Raw genomic sequence first — 19146 nt, 5'->3', positions numbered from 1 at the left:
TACCAACCGTCTCAAATTCATAGATATCGGTGCTGCAAATATGCCGTTGGAGCATGAAATTTTTGATTGTATGACAGATCGTAGGTCTACAGGTCACTCGAGTTCGGCTCCAACAGCCTCCTCGATCGACGTGAAGCCGTCGCGTTCGAGGAGTCGCACGAGTCCGCGGTTGATCCGCTTCGCGGTCGAGGGACCCTGGTAGACGAAGCCGGTGTAGAGTTGGACGAGCGATGCGCCGGCTCGAATCTTGCGGTAGGCGCTCGCGGCGGAGTCGACGCCGCCGACGCCGATGATCGGGAGGTCGCCGTCGGTGTGGTCGGCAATCGTCCGGATGACTGCGGTCGAGCGCCCCTCTACGGGTTTGCCGCTGAGGCCGCCCCACTCCTCGCGTTTTGCGGAGGCGAGTCCCTCGCGCGCAGTCGACGTATTTGTGGCGACGATTCCGTCGACGTCGAACTCCTGAACGATGTCGACGAGGTCGAGGATCGACTCCTCGGGTTCGTCGGGGCCAATTTTGACGAGGATTGGGACGTCCAAATCGTTCTCCGCGTCGATCGTCTCGAAAATCTCCCGGAGGTGCTCGGGCGAGGCCTCGTCGAACTCGTCGGGCGTGTTCGGACAGGAGACGTTGACGACGACGTAGTCGGCAAACGGCGAGAGGCGGTCGAAGACGCGCCGGTAGTCCTCGATGGCCTCGCGCTCGGTCGAGGAGTTCATCTTGCCGATGTTCACGCCGAGGGGGAAGCCCGGCGTGCCGTCTTCCTCGAGTCGGGCCTTGACTGCCTCCATTCCCTGCCCGTTGAATCCCATACGGTTGACCATCGCCTCGTCCTCGCGCAGGCGGAATAGCCGCGGCCGGTCGTTGCCGTCCTGCGAGTAGGGGGTGACGGTACCAATCTCGACGAAACCGAAGCCGAGCGCCTCCAGTGCGTGCGTTACTTCGGCGTTCTTATCGAAGCCGGCGGCGATGCCGACGGGGTTCGGAAATGTGGTGTCGAACAGGTCGACTTCGAGTGCGGGATGGTCGTACTGGTACGCAGTCGATAGCGCCGCCCGCGTCGGTCGCGTCGACTGTGCGGCCCGCAGCGTTCGCTTCCCGAGGTCGTGGGCCGTCTCGGCCGGCAGTTTGAACGCGAGGGGGCGAACTCGCGAGTACAGCGTCATTGCCAGTACTGCGAACGGACGATACGTAAACGTCCCGGAGCGTTGCTACAGCAACTCGAGTACGTCGGCGACGTTTCCTGCGATTCGAACGTTGTTCAACGCGTCGCGTGCCGTCCCGGTGTCGACCGCCTCGGGCGAGTGCGCGGCACACATGTTGAATTTCTCGTGGAGTGCTGTGGTCGACAGCGGTTCCTCGTGGGTCCCCGGTGGCCGCTCCTGTCGTCTCTCGTACGTCTCTCCTGACCGCGTTCGAACCGTGACGTGTGCCTCGTTCGAGTCGTACGGCAGATCCGAATCGACAGTCAGTGACACCCGCTTTCGGACCTGCTGAACTGCTGGCTGGGCGATGGTCTTCGCCTCGAACGCCGCAAGGCCGACGCTCCGGCGGACCAACGCACTGGCGAGCAGGTACGGCATCGAGAACTTCGCCTCGAGTCCGGTCTGTGGATCGTCGTGGTGCAGCGCGTCCGCTGCTCCCTGCGAGGCAGTAACGTCGACCGCATCGATGGCTTCGGGCTGTAGCTGCTGCTCACGTGCGAGTTCACTTGCCGCGTAAATCGCAGCGTGGGTGTAGTAACAGCAGGGATACTTCTTCACGTCGATACCATCCGTCAGGAGAGCCCACCGTTCGCCGAGTTCGGGGAAGCGGTCGAAATCGGGGTCGTCGTCGCCGCGATAGAGGTCGGCAAATCCGCGGTTGCCGCCGATGGCGGTCGGATCCGCCGTCGCGCCCTCGGCTGCGAGTAGCGCCGCGGTTAGGCCAGAGCGAGCCGCCTGTCCGGCGTGAATCGGTTTGGTCGTCGAGCCGAAGTTCCGCTTGAGCCCGGCGGGCATCGAGGCGGCGACCGAAAGCGCGTGGGTCGTTTCCGCAGCAGTGAGGTCGAGTAGCGAGGCGACTGCCGCGGCGGCACCGAAGACGCCGATAGTCGACGTGGCGTGCCAGCCGCCCTCGTAGTGGCCGGGGCTGATCGGCCGCGAGACGTAGCACTGGGCCTCGAAGCCGGCGGCGTACGCTGTGAGCACGTCGCGGCCACTTGCCCCCTCGCGCTCGCCGACGGCGAGCAGCGGCGCGACCATGGGGACGCTCGGGTGACCGTCCATCGCGGCCAGCGCGACGTCGTCGAAGTCGAGTGCGTGGCCGGCCGTCGCGTTGACGAAGACAGCGTCCGTGAGGCCGAGTGTTTCCTCACGTCCAATGACCGTCGCATTCCCCGACGAGTCGCCCACAGCGGCGAGCGCTGCGGTCGCGGCCTCGGTGTCCGCTCCCGCGAGCGTCACGCCAACGGTGTCGAGGATCGCTCGCTCGGCCAGCCGAAGGGCCTCGTCTGGGACGTCCGCAGCCGAGAGTTCGGCGACGAACGTGCCGAGCTCGGCGGCTGCCGTGGCTCGTTCGTTCTCGTTGTCGTTCGCGTGCTCGTGGTTGCGCTCGGCCATCGATCAGATCACCTCCGCTGTCCGAAGTGCTTCGATCTCGTCGGCATCGTAGCCGAGTGCAGACAGAACGTCCGCCGTGTGCTCACCGAGGTCGGGCATCGGCTCGCGGGCGAACTCGAGTGCCCCGAACTCGATTGGGGTATCGACGTACTTGACGGGCCCCTCCTCGGTTTCGAGTTCCTTCACGAGGTCGAGATGCTCGGTCTGGGGGTGCGAGAGAACGTCGTCGAGTTCGTTGACGTCACCCCAGGGGATGCCCGCGTCCGCGAGGCGTTCGGCCCAGTAGTCTCGCGGCTGCTCGGCGATGAGCGACTCGACTGTGGGTTCGAGTACGTCGCGGTGCTCGACGCGCTGCTCGTTCGTTGCGAAGCGCTCGTCTGCGAGCAGGCCGGGGGACTCGAGTACGTCTTCGCAGAGTGTTTCCCAGTGGGCCTCGCTGAGAATCGCGAAGTTGACGTACTGGCCGTCGGCCGTCTCGTGGGGACCGTAGGGTGTCAGCAGGTGGTGGCGCATCCCGATCCGCTCGGGCAGTTCGTCGTTGTGCCAGTACTTGTGCGGAAAGTAGCCCAGCCAGGAGAGCATGCCGCCGAACATGGTGACGTCGATCTCTTGCCCCTCGCCGGTTCGCTCGCGGTGGAAGAGCGCGAGCAGGGTCGAGATGGTGCCGTAGGTCGCCGCGTTGATGTCGCAGACGCTCAGGGGTATCTTGGCCGGCGCGTCCGGCGAGCCGTTCATCTGGATCAGCCCGGTTTCGCCCTGCATGACCATGTCGTAGGCCTTGCGGTCGCTGTAGGGGCCGTCTCGCCCGTAGCCCGAGACGTTGAGATAGATGACCTCCTCGTTGGTCTCACAGACGTCCTCGTAGCCGACGCTAAGGCGTTCGACGACGCCAGGTGAGTAGTTCTGGACGACGACATCTGCCTCTTCGACCAGTTCGTGAAAGAGGTCGGTCCCTCGCTCGGCCTTCAGGTTCAACTCGATGCTCAGCTTGTTGCGGTCGACCCAGGCGTGGGCCGAGGAATCGCCGTAGACCACCGAGTCCCAGTGGCGGTTGACGTCGCCGAGTCCGGGGCGCTCGACCTTGATGACTTCCGCGCCGAAGTCGCCGAGCAGTCGTGTACACAGCGGTGCGCTGATGCCGCTTTCGAGGCTGACGACCGTGATATCGTCGAGTGCCTGCATCTTAGCAGTCCTCCGGCTGGGTGCCAATTCCCTCTGGCCACCCCGGCGGCTCCGCGGCCGATGGCTCGGCGTGCGAGCGCTTCAACACCATCGGCGTCCGCTCGAGTGAGAGCACGAGGTCGCCGTGCTGGTTGTACGCCCGAAGTTCCGTCTCGACGATGCCGACGTGGTCGCGGGACTCGAGTTCCCGTTTGCTCACAACCTCGCTCTCGGCGAAGACGGTGTCGCCGTGGAAGACGGGGTTGTGGTGACGAATGTTATCGTAGCCGAGGTTCGCGGTGGCGTTGACGGAGACGTCGATGACGCTCATGCCGACCGCCAGTGCGATGACGAACGTGCCGTCGACGAGGCGTTCGCCGAACTCGGTTTCGGCGGCGTAGGCCTCGTTGAAGTGCATCGGGTTGAGGTTCATCGTTACGTTGGTCAGCCAGACGTTGTCCGTCTCGGTGACGGTGCGTCCGAAGGGGTGTTTGTAGACATCCCCTACGTCGAAATCCTCGTAGTAGCGCCCGTGCCAGCCGGAGATGAGCTGTTTGTCGGTCGATTCGTTCTGATTGGGGTTGGAGTCGGAGTCGGAGTCGGTCTCGGTGTCGTCTGTCATTTGTGTGGTGTGGGTGGTGGGTGTGGGGGGTGTTTGTGGGTGGTGTGGGATCCGGTGGCGGGAGGTGTTTGTGGGTGGTGTGGGATCCGGTGGTGGGTGGTGGGTTGTGGGTGGTGGGTCGTGCTCGTTCTCCGATGGGAATCTGTGTCAGTATAGTGTCATTACAGGATCAGTATCAGCGTCAGTACGAACGCGGCAGCCCCAGCACTTTCTCACCCAGATAGTTCAGCGCAAGTTGCTGGGTGATCGGCACCAGCCGCGTCAGTCTGGCCTCCCGGAAGTACCGCTCGACGTCGTACTCCGTCGCGATGCCGAACCCACCGTGGGTCTGGACCGCCGCGTCGGCCGCCTGGTACGCCGCGTCGGCCGCAAGGAACTTCGCCGCGTTCGCGTACGCTCCCAGGTCGACGTTCTCGTCTGAGGCCGCCCGATCCGCGGCATTGTACGTCAACTGCTTCGCTGCCTGCAGCCGCGCGTAGGCCTCTGCAAGCGGGTGCTGGATCGCCTGATTCGAGCCGATCGGGTTGCCGAACACCTCGCGGTCGGTCGCGTACTGGACCGCGCGCTCGAGTGCCAGCCGTCCTAACCCGAGACACTCGGCGGCGATCACGAGTCGCTCCTCGTTGAGCCCGTCTAGCACCTGGTAGAAGCCCTCGCCCTCGACGCCAATAAGGTTCTCCGCGGGCACGCGTAAGTCGTCGAACCAGAGTTCGTAGGAGTGGACGAAGTCGCTCGCCGATTTCGGAATCGACTCGATATCCAGGGCGTCCTGATCGTAGGCATCCTCGAGATCCACCAGGAACATCGAGATACCCTGGGTTCGTTTCTCGACGTTCTCGAGTGGCGTGGTGCGTGCGACGAGCACGAGATAATCCGAGACATCGACCCGAGAGGTCCAGATTTTCTGGCCGTTGATGACGTATTCGTCGCCGTCCTGACTCGCCTCAGCGCGCGTCTCGATCGCCGTCGAGTTCGAGCCGGCGTTCGGTTCTGTTAGTCCGAAGGCCTGAATCGAGGCCTCGCCGTCGGCGACTCGCGGGAGCAGGTTCGATTTCAGGTCCTCGCCGCCGTACTCCACGATCGGCACGGAGTTGTAGACGCCGCCGTGGACCGCTTGAGCCGCGCTGAAGCCGCCGCCGTTCGCGGCGATTTCCTCCATCATCACGACCGTCTCCTGGGTTCCCATGCCAGCGCCGCCATACGCTTCAGGAACGAGAATCCCCATCCAGCCGTGCTCGACGAGTTCGTCGACGAACTTGTGGGGATACTCGCCCGTCTCAGCGCGCGTGCGCCAGTATTCGTGGTCGAAGTCAGCGCAGATATCGCCGATGCTCGAGCGGACGAGTTGTTGGCTTTCGGTAAGCTGTACTGCGTCACGCAGAAGTGTAGCCATTGAATGAACCGTTTCCGCTTCACGTTAAAAGTGTTATGTCATACCACACCAGTGGGTGCAGCAGTGTGTTCTGTGTCCTCCCTTCCCTTCCACACCCTCTCTTCCACACCCTCCCTTCCACACCCTCTCTTCCAAACACCTCCCATCTCAATCCAGACTGATTGGTCACATGGCACATGACGTGATACTCTTCTGAACTATTGTCGTGGGAAATCCACTCGAAACAGCGCGCCAACCGGCAGATAACGAAATCGTTTTCCTATGGCTACCGCTTGACTCGACTACCAACAAGAGCCATGAGTATCCAACGACGGTCACAAGGAGGGTTGCGCCGTGGCGGCTGAACGAGTGCTCATACCGCTGTCTGACACGGTCACCGTCCGACAGACGGTTGGGTACGCCGTCCAATCGTGTCCCGGCGAGGCAGAGACACTCGAGTTCCACCTCGTCGTCGCACTGCCCCACGATATGGAGATGCCGGAGGGGCAGTCGTTGACGGAGGAGGCCGAGAAACTGCTCTCGAAGGCCGAGAGCTGGGTCCGAGAGGACGCGAGCGCGGATTCGACGAGCACGACGATCGACATCGAAACGGCCGTGCTCGGCGAGGACGAGTATCTGTTCGGGCCGCGTGACTACGCACGGACGTTCGATTCGTACGCCGCGGCGAACGACATCGATCGTCTGGTGCTCGACCCGGAGTACCAGCCGGGGACGACGGCACAGATGCTCCAGCCACTCGAGCGGGAACTCGAGAGCGTCGGGTTGGCGTACAACGAAGCACCGGTCGAACGACCCGCACGCCACGAGCGACTGGTCGGTGACGGGGCCGAGCGGTTTGACAAGATGTTCGCGATGTTCTGGATCTCCTATGGGTTCTATCTCGTCCTCGGGGATCCAACGTACTGGTTCGATCTCGTCACCGGTGCGGCAGTCGCCGGAATCGTCGCCGTCTCGCTTGCACACGTGACGTTCGCGTTCCCGCTTGACCGGATCGGGTCGCCGGTCCGGACGCTGCGGTTTGCAGCCTACGTGCCGTATCTTCTCTTCGAGATCGTGAAGGCGAATCTCGCGATTTCGCTCGTCATCTTGCGGCCCTCGATGCCGATCGAGCCGACGATGACCCGGGTCAACGCGCGGGTTCGGAGCGGACTCCCGCTGCTCGCGCTTGCGAACAGCATCACGCTGACGCCGGGAACGCTTACGGTTCGAGCGGACGACCAGCGCCTGATTATTCACACGCTGATCCCGACGGCTCGGGAGGATCTCTTCGAGGGGTCACTGGAGCGTGCCGTTCGCTTCGTCTTCCACGGACGGCGGGGCGCTCGTATTCCGACGCCGGAAGAGCGCGGCGATACGGAAATTATCGGAGGTGACGAACTGTGACTGCAGACTTGCTCAACGATATCTTCCTCGTCACGGCGGCGCTGTTCGTCGTCCTGGCGATCATGATGTTCTACCGCGCCGTTGCCGGCCCAACGACCCAGGACCGACTGCTGGCGGTGAACGTGCTCGGGACGAACACGGTCGTTATTCTGGCCTTGCTTGCAGCGGGGCTCGGAGAGCCGTGGTTCCTCGACATCGCCCTGATCTACGCGCTGCTTAACTTCCTGATGGCGATCGCCATCTCGAAGTTCACCGTCGAGCGAGGTGGTGTGCTGTGATCGAACAGGTTCGATTCTGGGCCATCATCGTCCTGCTCGCGTTCGGACTGTTCTTCACGTTCGTCTCTGCAGTAGGCGTGATTCGTCTGCCAGACATCTACTCGCGAGCCCACACCGCGTCCCAGACGGACACGCTCGGCGCGGGACTCGCGCTTGCGGCCGTCGCGCTCGCACTCGGCTGGGACAGCATGGCGATCTACGCCGTGCTGTTGCTGTTCTTCGTGTTCATCACGAACCCGACGGCCGCACACGCGATCGCACGCTCTGCGGCCGAGTCCGGGATCGTCCCGTTGACTGAGGAGACAGAGGTCGACGTCGAACCGGATCCATCGACCCCAGACGAGGGTGAGTCACAATGATCGGAACCGCTGTCGCCTACACGCTTGCACTCTTCATCGTGCTGGCAGCCGTCGCTACGGCACTGTTCAGAGACGTCCTCTCCGCAATCGTCGTCTTCGGTGCCTACAGCCTCGGGATGGCAATTCTCTACACGTTCTTGCTCGCACCTGACGTCGCCATGACGGAGGCCGCAATCGGTGCCGGCGTGACGACGATCCTCTTGCTGTTAACCATCGCGCGCACGACGCGGCCCTCGACGGATCGGCTCTTCGAGCGGGTCAACGTCCCGGCGGTCATCGTCGTCGGTGCGTTCGTCCTGATGCTCGGGACCCTCTTGCCCGACATGTATGCCGTCGGCACGGAGTCCGCACCAGTCTGGGGCGAACAGGGCGTTCTCACGGAGACGCCGTCGCTCTACTACATCGAGAACACGTTCGGTGACACTGAGGCACAGAACGCCGTCTCCGCAGTGCTCGCCTCCTACCGTGGGTTCGACACCTTCGGTGAGGCTGTCGTCGTCTTCGCTGCCGCAATCGCCGTGTTGCTCGTGCTGAAACGGGAGGTGTTCACCTAATGTCGCAGCCAGATTCGAACACGAATACAGATACCTACTCGGAGAGTCAGGTCATTCTGACCTCCGTTCGAATTATTGCACCGTTTACGCTCACCTACGGGATGTTCCTGAGTCTCCACGGGGCTGACACCCCCGGTGGCAGTTTCCAGGGCGGCGCCATCATCGGCGTCACCGTCCTGATGCTCGCCTTCGCGTTCGGGATCGACCCGACCCGAAAGTGGGTCAAAAACTCCTTCGTTGCCGGCCTCATCACCGGCGGTGTCACCATCTTCATCGCAACCGGGCTGTTCACCATGGCTCTCGGCGGCAACTTCCTCGAGTACGATGCGATCGCCGACACCTTCGGGATCGCACACTACTGGGGCATGGAGGCCATCGAGGTCGGTGGTGTTGCACTGATCGTTGCCGGCGCAGTGATCACGCTGTTCTTCGCGACAGCGGCGGGGTTTACGCCCGAGCGTCACAGCAACGAGACCGACTCGTCTCACACGGGTCCGGAGGTGGGACGCGATGATTGAACTGCTCGCCTCGCGCTACGCCTACGCCCTGATGTTCGTCCTGATGGGTGTCGGGATGTACATGATGATCGCCAACCAGAACCTCGTAAAGAAGCTGATCGGGGTCAACCTCTTCCAGACGGCGATCTTCCTGTTCTTCGTCGCGGTCGCCTACGTCGAGGGCGGCTCGGCACCGATCGTTCCGACTGAGGGCGACCCCGGCGCGATGGCCAGTCCGCTCCCGCACGTGATCGTGCTGACTGCAATTGTCGTCGGCATTGCACTCACGGCGGTCGGGCTTGCATTGATCGTCCGGATCCACTCGGAGTACGGAACGCTCCGTGAGGATACCCTCCGGGAGGTGCGTGCCGATGAGTAACGTCGATCTCATCTTGCCGCTGCTGGTCGCGGTGCCGATTCTCATGGCCACCGTTCCGATCGCGCTCGGCCTGCGCTTCGATCGGACCGGCTGGGGTGTTACCACCCTCACGACGACCGGACTACTCGCTGCGACAGCGTACCTCGCGAGTGCGGTCTACAGCGAGGGGATGGTCACCCACGAACTCGGCGGCTGGCCACGTGAGTTTGGGATTCAACTCGTCGCAGACGAGTTCTCCACGCTGATCGCGCTGCTGGTAATTGCCACCGCAACGGCCGTCCTTGCGTACATGCGCGTCGGTGGACCGCGCGGGAACACGTTCTATGCAGGCTACCTGCTGCTGACGGGTGGCCTGCTCGGACTCTCGCTGACCGGCGACGTGTTCAACATGTTCGTCTTCCTCGAGATCGTCGGGCTCGCAACCTACGCCCTGATCGCGAGCGGAGACGGTCCCGAGTCGGCAGTTTCGGCGTTGAAGTACCTGATCCTCGGCACTGTCGGTGCGTCGCTGTACCTGATCGGTGTCGGCTTCATCTTCATGGCAACCGGGACGCTAAACATGCAGGTGCTCTCGGAGATTATGCCCGAGGTGCTCGCGCAGGGCGGGCAGAACCTCGTCCTGATGCAGGCTGCGTTCGCGTTCATCTTCGTCGGCTTCGCGCTGAAGGTCGCCCAGTGGCCGCTGCACACCTGGCAACCGGACGCCTACCAGCACGCGCCTGACGGTGTGACGCCAGTCATCGCGGCGCTGGTCTCGACGGCGTACGCGTACGCGCTCGGACGGCTGATGTACACCGTCTTCGGGCCGGAGTTCCTCACGTCGACGCCGTACCTGACGGAAATCGTCGTCACGGTCGGCTGTCTGAGTGTGCTCGCAGGTAGCACGCTCGCTGTCATTCAGACCGACGTCAAGCGGATGTTCGCCTACTCCTCGGTCGCGCAGTTCGGTCTCGTCGTGGCGGCGTTCGGTCTCGTCACGGAGACGGCCCTGATCGGGGGGATCATCCACCTGCTCGGTCACGCAGTGATAAAGGCCGGACTGTTCGCCGCTGCCGGCGTGATCGCGGTCAGCTACGGTGCGCGAACCGTCGACGAGTACGCCGGTCTTGCGGATAACCGACCGTTCGTCGCCGGCGGGACGGCGCTCTTGCTGATCGCGTTGATCGGCATCCCGCCCTCGGCCGGCTTCATCGGCAAGTGGTACATCGCCGTCGGCTCGGTGCAGGCCGAGATGTGGCCCGTCGCGGCCGTCATCCTGCTCAGCACCATGCTGACGCTCGCCTACTCGGCCCGCCTGCTGGAGAAGATGTACTTCACGCCGGCGACGCCGGTCGAATCACCGCATCCGTCGGGTCCGGTTGCGACTGACGGTGGTCACGAGGGTGGAGACGGTGACGACGCGCACGGGAGCGAACACGGTGACGAGTCTGCTGGCAACGTTGGTGCCAGTGCGTTCACTGACGCTGGCCGCATCGGCCGCGGCAACCCCGACGCCGTCTCGTTCGGCATGCTCGCGCTCGTTATCGTCGCCGCCATCGTCGCGGTCCTGCTCGGATTCGCGGGTGGTGAACTCTACGACCTTCTCGATCCGTTCGCGACGGAGGTGTTCAACGAATGACTGAAGAATCCATCTTACCGCTCGCTGCCGTCCTCGTTTCGGCGGTCGCGATGGTACTGATCATCGCGTCGTATCGCTATCCGAACGTCCGCGAGGGCTGGTCCGTCCTCGCCGCGCTGGCGAAGTTCGGGATCATCCTCAGTATGCTCCCGGACGTGCTGGACGGCACGACCTACTACTGGAGCCTGCAGGAATCGCTCGGTATCGAATTCCTCGCCGGCATCGACTTCGTTCTGCGCGCCGACCCGCTCGGGATGTTGTTCGCACTGCTCGCGAGTTTCCTCTGGATCTTCACGTCGTTCTACGCCGCGGGCTACATGCGCGGGCTGGACGAACACGCCCAGACCCGGTTCTTCGCCTCGTTCGCGGCCAGCCTCTCGGCCGCGCTCGGTATCGCGTTCGCCGGCAACCTGGTGACGATCTTCATCTTCTACGAGCTGCTGTCGCTCGTCACCTACCCGCTGGTCGCACACAACGAAGACGACGAGGCCCGGATCGCCGGTCGCAAGTACCTCACCTACACGTTCTTTGGCGGCGGGGTGTTCCTGCTCGCCGGGACGGTCCTCACCTACTGGCTCACCAGTATGACCGCCGACGGCGCGACGACCGCGTTCGAATCCGGCGGCATCGACGCACTTGCAGAGGCCGCACAGGCTGAACCCGTCTTCGCACAGGCCGCGTTCTTCCTGCTGATCGCCGGCTTCGGTGTCAAGGCCGCCGTCATGCCGCTTCACTCGTGGCTTGCCGACGCGATGGTCGCACCGACGCCCGTCTCCGGGCTGCTCCACGCCGTGGCGGTCGTCAAGTCCGGTGCGTTCGGGGTGGCGCGAGTCATCCTCGAGGTCTTCGGACCCGGGCTGATTCACGACCTACCGCTCAACGTCCCGGGTATCGGTGAGGTCGGGCTGAACGTGCCGGTGGCGATTCTGGCCGCCTTTACGTTGACCGCAGCCAGTATCATCGCGCTACGCAAGGACCACCTCAAACGCCGGCTCGCGTTCTCGACAACGGCGCAGCTATCCTACATCGTGCTCGGACTCTCGATGCTCCATCCGTTCGCGATCCTCGGGGCGCTGTTCCACATCCCCGCCCACGCGTTCGGGAAGCTCACCCTGTTCTTCTGTGCAGGGGCAGTCCACGTCGAGACCCACACCGACTACGTCAGCGAGATGGCCGGGATCGGAAAACGGATGCCGCTGACCATGTCCGCCTTCGCTATCGGCGCGGCGGGCATGGCCGGCATGCCGCTCATCGCCGGCTTCGTCAGCAAGTTCTACATGCTGATCGGCTCCGCCGACGTCGGCGGCGGCTACTGGCTCTTCGCCAGCGCGCTGATCCTCTCAGGCATCCTCAACATCGCCTACCTCTGGCCCGTCGTCTACACCGCGTTCTTCGAGAGCGAAGACCGCCACGACGCCAAGCCGCTCCTCGAGTTCCCGCCAGGCGGGAAGCGCGAGTCCTACTTCGGTGAGGAGGTGGCCACGGACGGTGGGAACCCGGTTGACGAAGACGAGGGCGCAGCTGGTGACGATGAGACCGACGACAAACCCCCAAGCGGCCAGCCACGCCCCGCCGACGACGACGCTGGCGAAACGGAGGCCGCTGGCGCTGGGACACCACTCGAGTCGGAGCCAGATGCGGACGAGGCTGACGACGACTACGAGTACGCCGTCGACAAATACCCAAGCGACGCCGATGTCCCAGGTAACCGTGGTGCACACGCAGATCACGCCGAAGGCCACCACGACCACGGCGATCACCACGACCACCACGGCGGTGCGCCGCCAGGTGGCTGGACACGGCACTCGCCGTTCTCCGAGAGCACGTGGCTCATGCTCATGCCGATCACGGTCATCGCTGTCGGTGCCGTCACGCTCGGCGTGATCCCCGACTACGCGGTCTTCCTCGACCTCGTGATCTACATCGTCGAGGGCGTCTTCGGCATGGAGTGGTCCGAACTGAGTGCACTCTCCCACGAGGAGATTCTGGCGGAGGTGCTAGCCTAATATGATCGACGCAACCTACGACATCCTGGCCTACGCGTATCCACCGCTGATCGTCTTCGCAGCCGCGCTGCTCGTGCTCGTTCTGCCGCGACTCCTCGGCTTCGCGGTCGGCACACTGAGCCTCGCTTCGGTCGTCGCAATTTCGCTGCTCGCACCCGAAGGTGCCCACCTCACCCGCACCTTCCTCGGGTTCCAGGACATCCACCCGTTCCTCATCGACGACTTCACCCGGATGATGGGGATCGCGCTTGGCTTCCTCGGCACTTTCGCCGTCATCTACGCGTACTCGAGTGAGGCCTCGCGCAAACTGGCAGCCATCGCGCTGGCGTACGTCGCGAGCGCGCTCGGTGCGGCCTTTGCGGGCGACTGGCTCGTGCTGGTGTTCATGTGGGAGATCATGGCGCTGACGAGCACGCTGCTGGTCTGGCAGTACGGTGGCGACGCGGTCCGTGCGGGCTACCGCTACGCGCTGGCCCACGGTATCGGTGGGAGCCTGGTGCTGTTCGCGGTGATCGCACAGTACGCCGCCGTCGGCTCGTTCGCTATGGTCACAGAAGCGGGAGAGACGGTCGGCTTCGCTGACGGCATTCCGCTCTTGCTCGCGGTGCTCGGCATCGGTGTGAACGTTGCCTTCGTCGGCTTCCACACCTGGCTACCGGACACCTACCCGCGCCCGCACTTCGCCGCGTCGGTGTTCCTTGCGGCCTTCACGACGAAGACGAGCGCCTACGTGCTCTACCGCGCGATTCCGGAGGGGAACCTCCTGCTCGCGTACATGGGAGGGGCGATGGCCGTCTACGGCGTCGTCTTCGCGCTGCTTCAGCACGACATGCGCGCGCTGCTGTCCTACCACATCCAGGCACAGCTTGGCTACATGGTCGCGGGTATCGGAATCGGCTCCGCGATCGGGATCGCCGGCGCGATGGGGCACCTGTTCAACAACGTGCTCTACAAGAGCCTGCTGTTCATGGCCGTCGGGGTCGTCATCTACCGAACCGGTGAGAACGACCTCTACAAGCTCGGTGGCCTCTGGCGTGAGATGCCGCTGACCGCAATCGCGTTCGCCATCGGTGCGCTCTCGATTACCGCTGTGCCCGGCTTCAGCGGCTTCATCAGCAAGGGGATGGTGCTCGACGCGGCCGATCCAGCCTACTACGGCGGCAGCGAGTACCAGGCGCTGTACTGGCTGCTGTTCATCGGTGCGATCGGCACGTTCCTCTCGTTCATCAAGCTCGGCTACTACGTCTTCTTGCACGGCCCATCCGACTACACAGTCAAGGACTCGAGGACGGGCCAGACGGTCGCGATGTTCTCCGTCGGTGGTGCCTGTGTCCTGCTCGGACTGCCGGCGATCGGCTGGCCGGTCTTTGCCGACCTGTTGCCGCTGGTCGACGGGATCAGTATTCCAGACATGGCCATCAACGAACTCGAGCCCTACAGTGACACTCACCTTCAGGACGCTCTCATCCTGATCGTCATCTCCGTTATCGGCTTCAAACTCATCCGCAAGCCGCTCTCGAAGATGGACTACTCCGACCCGTCGTTGGTCGTGAACCCGACCGGCTACTACCTTGGCCGGGGCACGATGCTCGCGATTACCGACCTCTACGCTGCCGTCGACAACGCCGTCGTCAGCGGCGTCAAGCGCTGCTACTGGGCCGGCAACAACCCAGTGCTTGCCGTCGACGAAACCGCTCGCCGGCTCCCGATGGTCGACGTACCGGAACGCCAGCACGCTGATGGTGGCCGCCCATCGACGATCCACCTCCGTGCTGGAATCGGGACGACGGTCCTACTGTTGACGATCATTCTCACGGTAATTATCTGGCTGCTGGTGTAGACGCCCCCCTCTGTACGGTTCTCTATCGAATTTCTGTCACTCGAAGTTCTCGAACGACCACGTCTCGCGACGCGTCTCCTAATCCTAAAACAGATCTCGGTGCACCGTCCGCCGTCGGCCGCGTCTACTAGTCTTGCTACTGGGGCTACTACTGCTTCCTATTCGGAGTCCGTCTGCCCACTGGATCGCGTGCTGTGAGAGAGTATGTTGATCTCGAGTAACTCGTCGACCGGAACCGCGATCGAGCGCTCTCCGTTCGGCGTCCGTAGCGTCGGTCGCGACCGTGTCGCTTCGCATCGCACGCGTTGACGGCTGGTGCCGGTCTCGTCACCGTCACCACCTGTTTCAGCGCGAACGCCGCTGGGTGTCAGGTACTCGCCGCCGACCTCGAGTCCCGCGTCCTCACAGAGGCGCTTCAGCACCGAGCGCGCCCCTTCGGTCGTAATCGCCGGCGGCGAAATCGCGTGCTCGCGGGCGAGTTCGGTCGCCGTCGCCTCGTCGAACAGCGCCTCGATCTCCGCGTCGTCGTATCCCCGATCCGCGAGCGCCTCGCGAACGCGGCGGGCGATCGACGGCGCGTGTCGCGTCGGAAACAGCGGCCAGTCGTTCGACGGCGGATCGAGCACCACGCGGTACCGCCGCAGCGGCGTTCTCGCCGGCGCGAGCAGCGACACGTCCTCTAAGCGCTGAGATTTGCCGAGCACCCGAATCGTGCCCGTATAGAAGTCCACGTCGTCCCAGGTCGCCCCCGAGCGTCTGTCGTCCTCCGGCACTCGGAACAGCTCCGCACCGCGGACACTCGAGTGCGCGAGCAGCGCGACCATGGCGTACTCGCGAAGGCGGCTTCGCCGTTCGGTTGGTGTCGCATCGGCTGCTGAGAGAGCGCGTTCGCGGGCATAGGTCTCGAGGCGGCGGCGTTGTTCGAGGTTCCAGGCGGTGGTGTCCGTGTCGGTGTCGCCGTCTTGGTTTTTGTCCGTGCCGGCACTCGCGTTCGGCAATGCTGATTCCGCGGGATCGGTTGCGGCGGGGTTCGTCTCGAGGATGCCGCCGCGGACACACCACGAGAGGAAGGCCCGGACGACGGCGTAGTAGGTGTGGGCGCTCGAGGCGGTGTAGGCCCCGCGCTCGGTTTGCTCGCGGAGGTCGGCGGCGTACGCTCGCGCGTGGGTGGACTCGAGTGCGAACAGCGAGGTGATCCCGAACTCGCGGTCGAGCCAGTCGGCGAAGCGGTGGAGGATGGATTCGGCGTTGGCAGCGTATGCGCCCGCGCCGGGGCCGTCGGGGTCGCCGACGGCCTTGCGTTGGAGGTAGGTATCGATGGCGTCGGTGATGGTGACGTCTGTTCTGGTGTTGGCGTCGGAATCAGTCACGCCGTCCTCACCTCACGTTCGAAGCGACGAGAACGGCAGCCCAGACCACGGCCGGAACCGTCGCAGTCTCTCATCTGTTCGTCTCCTACTGTGTGGGCGCAACAAATCTGTGTTTCGGTGAGCACACCGCGGAAGAAACACGGCGCTGCGTGGCGGGGCTACTCGAGATACCCCAGATCTGCAAGCCGCTGCTCGACGGCATCGTCGTCGGTCGCGACAGTATCTCCCTTGTCTCGGCGGGCATAGTCTGTCGTTCCACTCGAGTCGAGACACGGGAGCACTTCACCGTCCATGCGCTCGTCGGTGGGTACGCCGAGGCTCGCCAGTACGGTCGGTGCGACGTCGAATAAGTGTGCGTCGCTGACGCCGGCCGTGTGGTCGACGCCTGCGCCCGCGACAGCGACGGTGCCCTCGAGTTTGTGGTTCCAGGGCTCGCTCGGTGGGCCGAACTGCTCGTCTCGCAGCGTTGCAGAGATGAAGTGTTCGAAATCGGCTGGGACCGTCACGATATCGACCGCGCGCTCGCTCTCGGGGCCGTGGAAGTACTCCTCGCGCGGCCGGACTGCCTCGAAGACGGGGTCGCCGTCGGGCGTTCGCGCGGAGCGCAGGGCGTCGATGACCTGCGTGCGGACCGTTTCGTACTCCGCCTCCGGAACGACACCATTCGGTTCGCGACCCTCGACGTTGAGCCGGACGCCGAGTTCGATGCGCGAGCGGACGTACGCTCGCGAGGTCGGGAAATCGACCTGCGTTGCGCCCGCGCTGACGAGCGCCGTGGGTGCGTGGGCAGCCGCGAAGTCGGCGAGTCCGAGGCGCTCCAGTACGGCTCCGATACGCTGGCTCGTGAGTCCGACGCCCGCGGCGGCGGCCATCGCGCGCTCGGAGAGGCCTTGCTCGCGCTGGGTCGTCTCCTCACCTTCTTTGAGTGAGTCGTCGCGGACCGTTGCCCAGGTCGGCATCCCCTCGCCGCCGTTCGTGGTTTCGACGTGGCCCTCGCGGCGGAGGAACTCGTTTACCCGGAACTCGTGGCCCTCGTAGGGACCCATGCCGTGGTCGCTCGCGACGATTACGGTGTCCGGATCGTGGGTTTCGAGAATGTCGGCGAGCTGGCGGTCGACTTCCCGATAGATCTCGCGGATCGCTGCGTCGTTTTCGGGCTTCTTGTGGAAGATCGAATCCGTCGCCTGGAACTCGAGGAAGCCGAATTCGGGATCGAACTGATCCGCGAGGTACTGGAAGGCCTCGCCGCGCATGCGGACGCAGTCGGCGTACGCACCGCCCAGATCGGCGGCGTCCTCGTCGGGATAGACGCGGTACTCGCCGATCGATTCGCGGACGTCCTCGAGTAGCCCCTCGGGATGACAGGCCGGATTCTCCGGTGCGGTGTAGCCGGGGATCACCGCGCCGTCGAACTCGCGGGGCGGGTGGGTGACCGGGACGTTGACGACGACGCTCGTCATGCCGTGTTCAGAGAGGAGTTCCCACAGGGCGGGCTCGCGTACGTCACTGGCGTTGACGACGTCCCAGTTGTAGCCATCGAAGGAGAGAAAGCCGAAGACGCCGTGCTTGCCGGGGTTCTTCCCGGTGTAGAGTGAGGGCCAGGCGCTGGCGGTCCACGGCGGGATCTGGGACTCGAGCGGGCCGTTCGCGCCGTCCTCGTAGATCGATTCGAGCGTCGGGAGATCGCCGGCCTCGAACAGGGGTTCGAGGACGCGGTCACAGGCCGCGTCGATCCCGACGAGCAGGGTCTGCAGCGACGAATCGTCGTTCATCGAGGGAGGATCCACGGGCTCGACCTTTCGTTATGCGCGCAGTTACCCGGATTTGGCGGCTGGACCACCATCGATCGAATCAGCGTTGTTCACGAGTACACAACAGTCAGTCAGTGCAAAACGGTGGGTAACTGGGACCTACCGCAGTTTGCTGCGGGTTCGCTGTGTCACTTCACCGAATCGTACAACGACGCCACCGTCTTCATCCCCCACGAGCCGTACTCCAGGCTGTAGTACGTCTCGAGTTCCGGGTTGAACTTCGCCTTGTAGCGATTGATCCGGCGGGTATCCGCACCCACGAGATCGTACGTCTCGAGGCCGCGTTCCATCCCGTCTTCCATAATCGCCCAGTCCAGCAGATCGTTCGTCGGCACGTCCACGTCTACGTCCGCATCCGTCCGGACACCGCCCATCCACCGACCCGTTCTGTCGCCGTACTCGAGTGCCAGAATCCCGCCGACGAACTCCCCGTCGACGCGCAGGGTGTAGGGTCGAACGGCACCGGACGCCGTTTGGTCGGCCAGGTCCTGGACGAACTCGAGTGGGACGCCGAAGCTGATGTCCTGTGATTCGTAGCGGTGTTTCACTTGCTCGTAGATGAGGGTTATTTCCTCGGAGTCCCCGACGGTGACCTCGTACTCGTCTTCGTCGGTATTCGTGATATTGCTCCGTGCGTCGCTGCTGAAGGACATAAGGAGATCATCGCGCTCGCGTGTGAGGTCGACCGCGTAGGTGTACTCCGGCGTCGCGTCGAACTCGTTCCACTTGAACGGCCGCGCGTCCTCGACACCCGTACTGGTTCGAATGTGTGCGTATCGCGGCGACAGTTCGGACTGGATCCACTCGAGACAGCCGTCCATGAAGCGCTGGCGACGGCGCTCACGTTTTCGCTGTTTGAGCTTCCCCATGTTCAGAAACGCCGGGCCGAGGTAGGGGACGCGGATGTGTGGCGGCGGCGAGAAGACGGTCGTCACGAACTGCTTTTTGAGTTCGAACACCGGGAAGAGCCCGACTGGCTCCTGTCCTTTGAAGCCGATCAGCGGGTGCAGCGTCGACCCGGAGTGTTCGGCCTGTACTTCGAGCGCCTCGAGTTCGTGACACAGCGTTCCCTGCGGGGAGCGCTGGACGTAGTCGTTCCAGCGTTCGCGGTCGTCGTCCGTGGCGACGCGAACGTCGATGCTCATCGCCCACCTCCGATTGGTCTGGGGGCGAGACGACACGGTCTGGGGGCGAACGAGCCATCACCGCGTTTCGTCTCTGCGTCTGTCTCTGGAGTCACACTCCAATCCATATCGTAGGGTCCGCCCGCTGTGCAC

General features: G+C 63.9%; 17 protein-coding genes. 9 read left to right on the top strand and 8 right to left on the bottom strand.

The window, feature by feature from the left end; genetic code table 11:
• Positions 1-93: 93 nt before the first annotated feature.
• From NMAG_RS16735 to NMAG_RS16715, 5 genes are all read right to left on the bottom strand, one after another.
• Entirely contained in the window at positions 94-1164 is a 1071-nt protein-coding gene (locus tag NMAG_RS16735) for a quinone-dependent dihydroorotate dehydrogenase (RefSeq protein ID WP_004267802.1), read from the bottom strand.
• 45 nt (positions 1165-1209) lie between these two features.
• Positions 1210-2598, bottom strand: coding sequence for an MmgE/PrpD family protein (locus NMAG_RS16730; RefSeq protein ID WP_004267803.1), 1389 nt, complete (start codon positions 2596-2598; stop codon positions 1210-1212).
• A 3-nt stretch (positions 2599-2601) separates the two neighbouring features.
• Positions 2602-3780, bottom strand: coding sequence for a CaiB/BaiF CoA transferase family protein (locus NMAG_RS16725; protein WP_004267804.1), 1179 nt, complete (start codon positions 3778-3780; stop codon positions 2602-2604).
• Between the two features lies 1 nt (position 3781).
• Positions 3782-4381 (bottom strand): MaoC family dehydratase, encoded by a 600-nt coding sequence (locus tag NMAG_RS16720; protein WP_004267805.1) that lies wholly within the window; start codon positions 4379-4381, stop codon positions 3782-3784.
• 181 nt (positions 4382-4562) lie between these two features.
• Positions 4563-5774: an acyl-CoA dehydrogenase family protein gene (locus NMAG_RS16715; RefSeq protein WP_004267806.1), complete on the bottom strand. Its 1212-nt coding sequence runs from the start codon at positions 5772-5774 to the stop codon at positions 4563-4565.
• Between the two features lie 333 nt (positions 5775-6107).
• Between NMAG_RS16715 and NMAG_RS16710 the strand changes: the two genes are divergently transcribed.
• The 9 genes from NMAG_RS16710 (at position 6108) to NMAG_RS16670 (ending at position 14688) form a co-directional block, all read left to right on the top strand.
• Positions 6108-7157, top strand: coding sequence for a monovalent cation/H+ antiporter subunit E (locus NMAG_RS16710; RefSeq protein WP_004267807.1), 1050 nt, complete (start codon positions 6108-6110; stop codon positions 7155-7157).
• 62 nt (positions 7158-7219) lie between these two features.
• Positions 7220-7435 carry a cation:proton antiporter gene (locus tag NMAG_RS16705; protein ID WP_394295540.1) on the top strand — a complete coding sequence of 72 codons (216 nt, stop codon included), beginning with the start codon at positions 7220-7222 and terminating at the stop codon, positions 7433-7435.
• Positions 7432-7794: a monovalent cation/H(+) antiporter subunit G gene (gene mnhG / locus NMAG_RS16700; RefSeq protein WP_004267809.1), complete on the top strand. Its 363-nt coding sequence runs from the start codon at positions 7432-7434 to the stop codon at positions 7792-7794. Before NMAG_RS16705 ends, mnhG begins: the two co-directional genes overlap by 4 nt.
• A complete protein-coding gene (locus NMAG_RS16695) occupies positions 7791-8348 on the top strand; it encodes a DUF4040 domain-containing protein (protein WP_004267810.1) in 558 nt (185 codons plus the stop codon). The genes mnhG and NMAG_RS16695 overlap by 4 nt, the downstream gene beginning before the upstream one ends.
• A complete protein-coding gene (locus NMAG_RS16690; protein ID WP_004267811.1) occupies positions 8348-8866 on the top strand; it encodes an MnhB domain-containing protein in 519 nt (172 codons plus the stop codon). The genes NMAG_RS16695 and NMAG_RS16690 overlap by 1 nt, the downstream gene beginning before the upstream one ends.
• The gene (locus NMAG_RS16685) at positions 8859-9224 is read left to right on the top strand and encodes a cation:proton antiporter subunit C (RefSeq protein WP_004267812.1); all 366 of its coding nucleotides are present in this window, start codon (positions 8859-8861) and stop codon (positions 9222-9224) included. The genes NMAG_RS16690 and NMAG_RS16685 overlap by 8 nt, the downstream gene beginning before the upstream one ends.
• Positions 9217-10842: a proton-conducting transporter transmembrane domain-containing protein gene (locus tag NMAG_RS16680; RefSeq protein ID WP_004267813.1), complete on the top strand. Its 1626-nt coding sequence runs from the start codon at positions 9217-9219 to the stop codon at positions 10840-10842. Before NMAG_RS16685 ends, NMAG_RS16680 begins: the two co-directional genes overlap by 8 nt.
• Positions 10839-12848 (top strand): proton-conducting transporter transmembrane domain-containing protein, encoded by a 2010-nt coding sequence (locus NMAG_RS16675; protein ID WP_004267814.1) that lies wholly within the window; start codon positions 10839-10841, stop codon positions 12846-12848. Before NMAG_RS16680 ends, NMAG_RS16675 begins: the two co-directional genes overlap by 4 nt.
• Position 12849: 1 nt before the next feature.
• A complete protein-coding gene (locus NMAG_RS16670) occupies positions 12850-14688 on the top strand; it encodes a Na(+)/H(+) antiporter subunit D (protein WP_004267815.1) in 1839 nt (612 codons plus the stop codon).
• A 158-nt stretch (positions 14689-14846) separates the two neighbouring features.
• On the opposite strand, the gene NMAG_RS16665 is transcribed toward NMAG_RS16670, so the two are convergent.
• The 3 genes from NMAG_RS16665 to NMAG_RS16655 all read right to left on the bottom strand — a co-directional run bounded on the left by NMAG_RS16665 (position 14847) and on the right by NMAG_RS16655 (position 19014).
• The gene (locus tag NMAG_RS16665; RefSeq protein WP_004267816.1) at positions 14847-16058 is read right to left on the bottom strand and encodes a tyrosine-type recombinase/integrase; all 1212 of its coding nucleotides are present in this window, start codon (positions 16056-16058) and stop codon (positions 14847-14849) included.
• Positions 16059-16216: 158 nt separating this feature from the next.
• Entirely contained in the window at positions 16217-17830 is a 1614-nt protein-coding gene (locus NMAG_RS16660) for an alkaline phosphatase family protein (protein WP_004267817.1), read from the bottom strand.
• A gap of 167 nt (positions 17831-17997) precedes the next feature.
• Positions 17998-19014: a lipid II:glycine glycyltransferase FemX gene (locus tag NMAG_RS16655; RefSeq protein ID WP_004267818.1), complete on the bottom strand. Its 1017-nt coding sequence runs from the start codon at positions 19012-19014 to the stop codon at positions 17998-18000.
• Positions 19015-19146 lie beyond the last annotated feature (132 nt).

The sequence above is a fragment of the Natrialba magadii ATCC 43099 genome (genome assembly GCF_000025625.1).
GTDB lineage: Archaea > Halobacteriota > Halobacteria > Halobacteriales > Natrialbaceae > Natrialba > Natrialba magadii.
The sequence above is the reverse complement of the archived record's forward strand: the minus strand, read 5'-3'. Positions and strand labels throughout refer to the sequence as shown.

Coding starts and splice junctions, on each gene's coding strand:
- NMAG_RS16660 (WP_004267817.1), bottom strand. CDS start 17,830: ATGAACGACGATTCGTCGCTGCAGACCCTGCTCGTCGGGATCGACGCG.
- NMAG_RS16695 (WP_004267810.1), top strand. CDS start 7,791: ATGATCGGAACCGCTGTCGCCTACACGCTTGCACTCTTCATCGTGCTG.
- NMAG_RS16705 (WP_394295540.1), top strand. CDS start 7,220: ATGATGTTCTACCGCGCCGTTGCCGGCCCAACGACCCAGGACCGACTG.
- NMAG_RS16725 (WP_004267804.1), bottom strand. CDS start 3,780: ATGCAGGCACTCGACGATATCACGGTCGTCAGCCTCGAAAGCGGCATC.
- NMAG_RS16670 (WP_004267815.1), top strand. CDS start 12,850: ATGATCGACGCAACCTACGACATCCTGGCCTACGCGTATCCACCGCTG.
- NMAG_RS16720 (WP_004267805.1), bottom strand. CDS start 4,381: ATGACAGACGACACCGAGACCGACTCCGACTCCGACTCCAACCCCAAT.
- NMAG_RS16690 (WP_004267811.1), top strand. CDS start 8,348: ATGTCGCAGCCAGATTCGAACACGAATACAGATACCTACTCGGAGAGT.
- NMAG_RS16735 (WP_004267802.1), bottom strand. CDS start 1,164: ATGACGCTGTACTCGCGAGTTCGCCCCCTCGCGTTCAAACTGCCGGCC.
- NMAG_RS16655 (WP_004267818.1), bottom strand. CDS start 19,014: ATGAGCATCGACGTTCGCGTCGCCACGGACGACGACCGCGAACGCTGG.
- NMAG_RS16730 (WP_004267803.1), bottom strand. CDS start 2,598: ATGGCCGAGCGCAACCACGAGCACGCGAACGACAACGAGAACGAACGA.
- NMAG_RS16715 (WP_004267806.1), bottom strand. CDS start 5,774: ATGGCTACACTTCTGCGTGACGCAGTACAGCTTACCGAAAGCCAACAA.
- NMAG_RS16685 (WP_004267812.1), top strand. CDS start 8,859: ATGATTGAACTGCTCGCCTCGCGCTACGCCTACGCCCTGATGTTCGTC.
- NMAG_RS16675 (WP_004267814.1), top strand. CDS start 10,839: ATGACTGAAGAATCCATCTTACCGCTCGCTGCCGTCCTCGTTTCGGCG.
- NMAG_RS16680 (WP_004267813.1), top strand. CDS start 9,217: ATGAGTAACGTCGATCTCATCTTGCCGCTGCTGGTCGCGGTGCCGATT.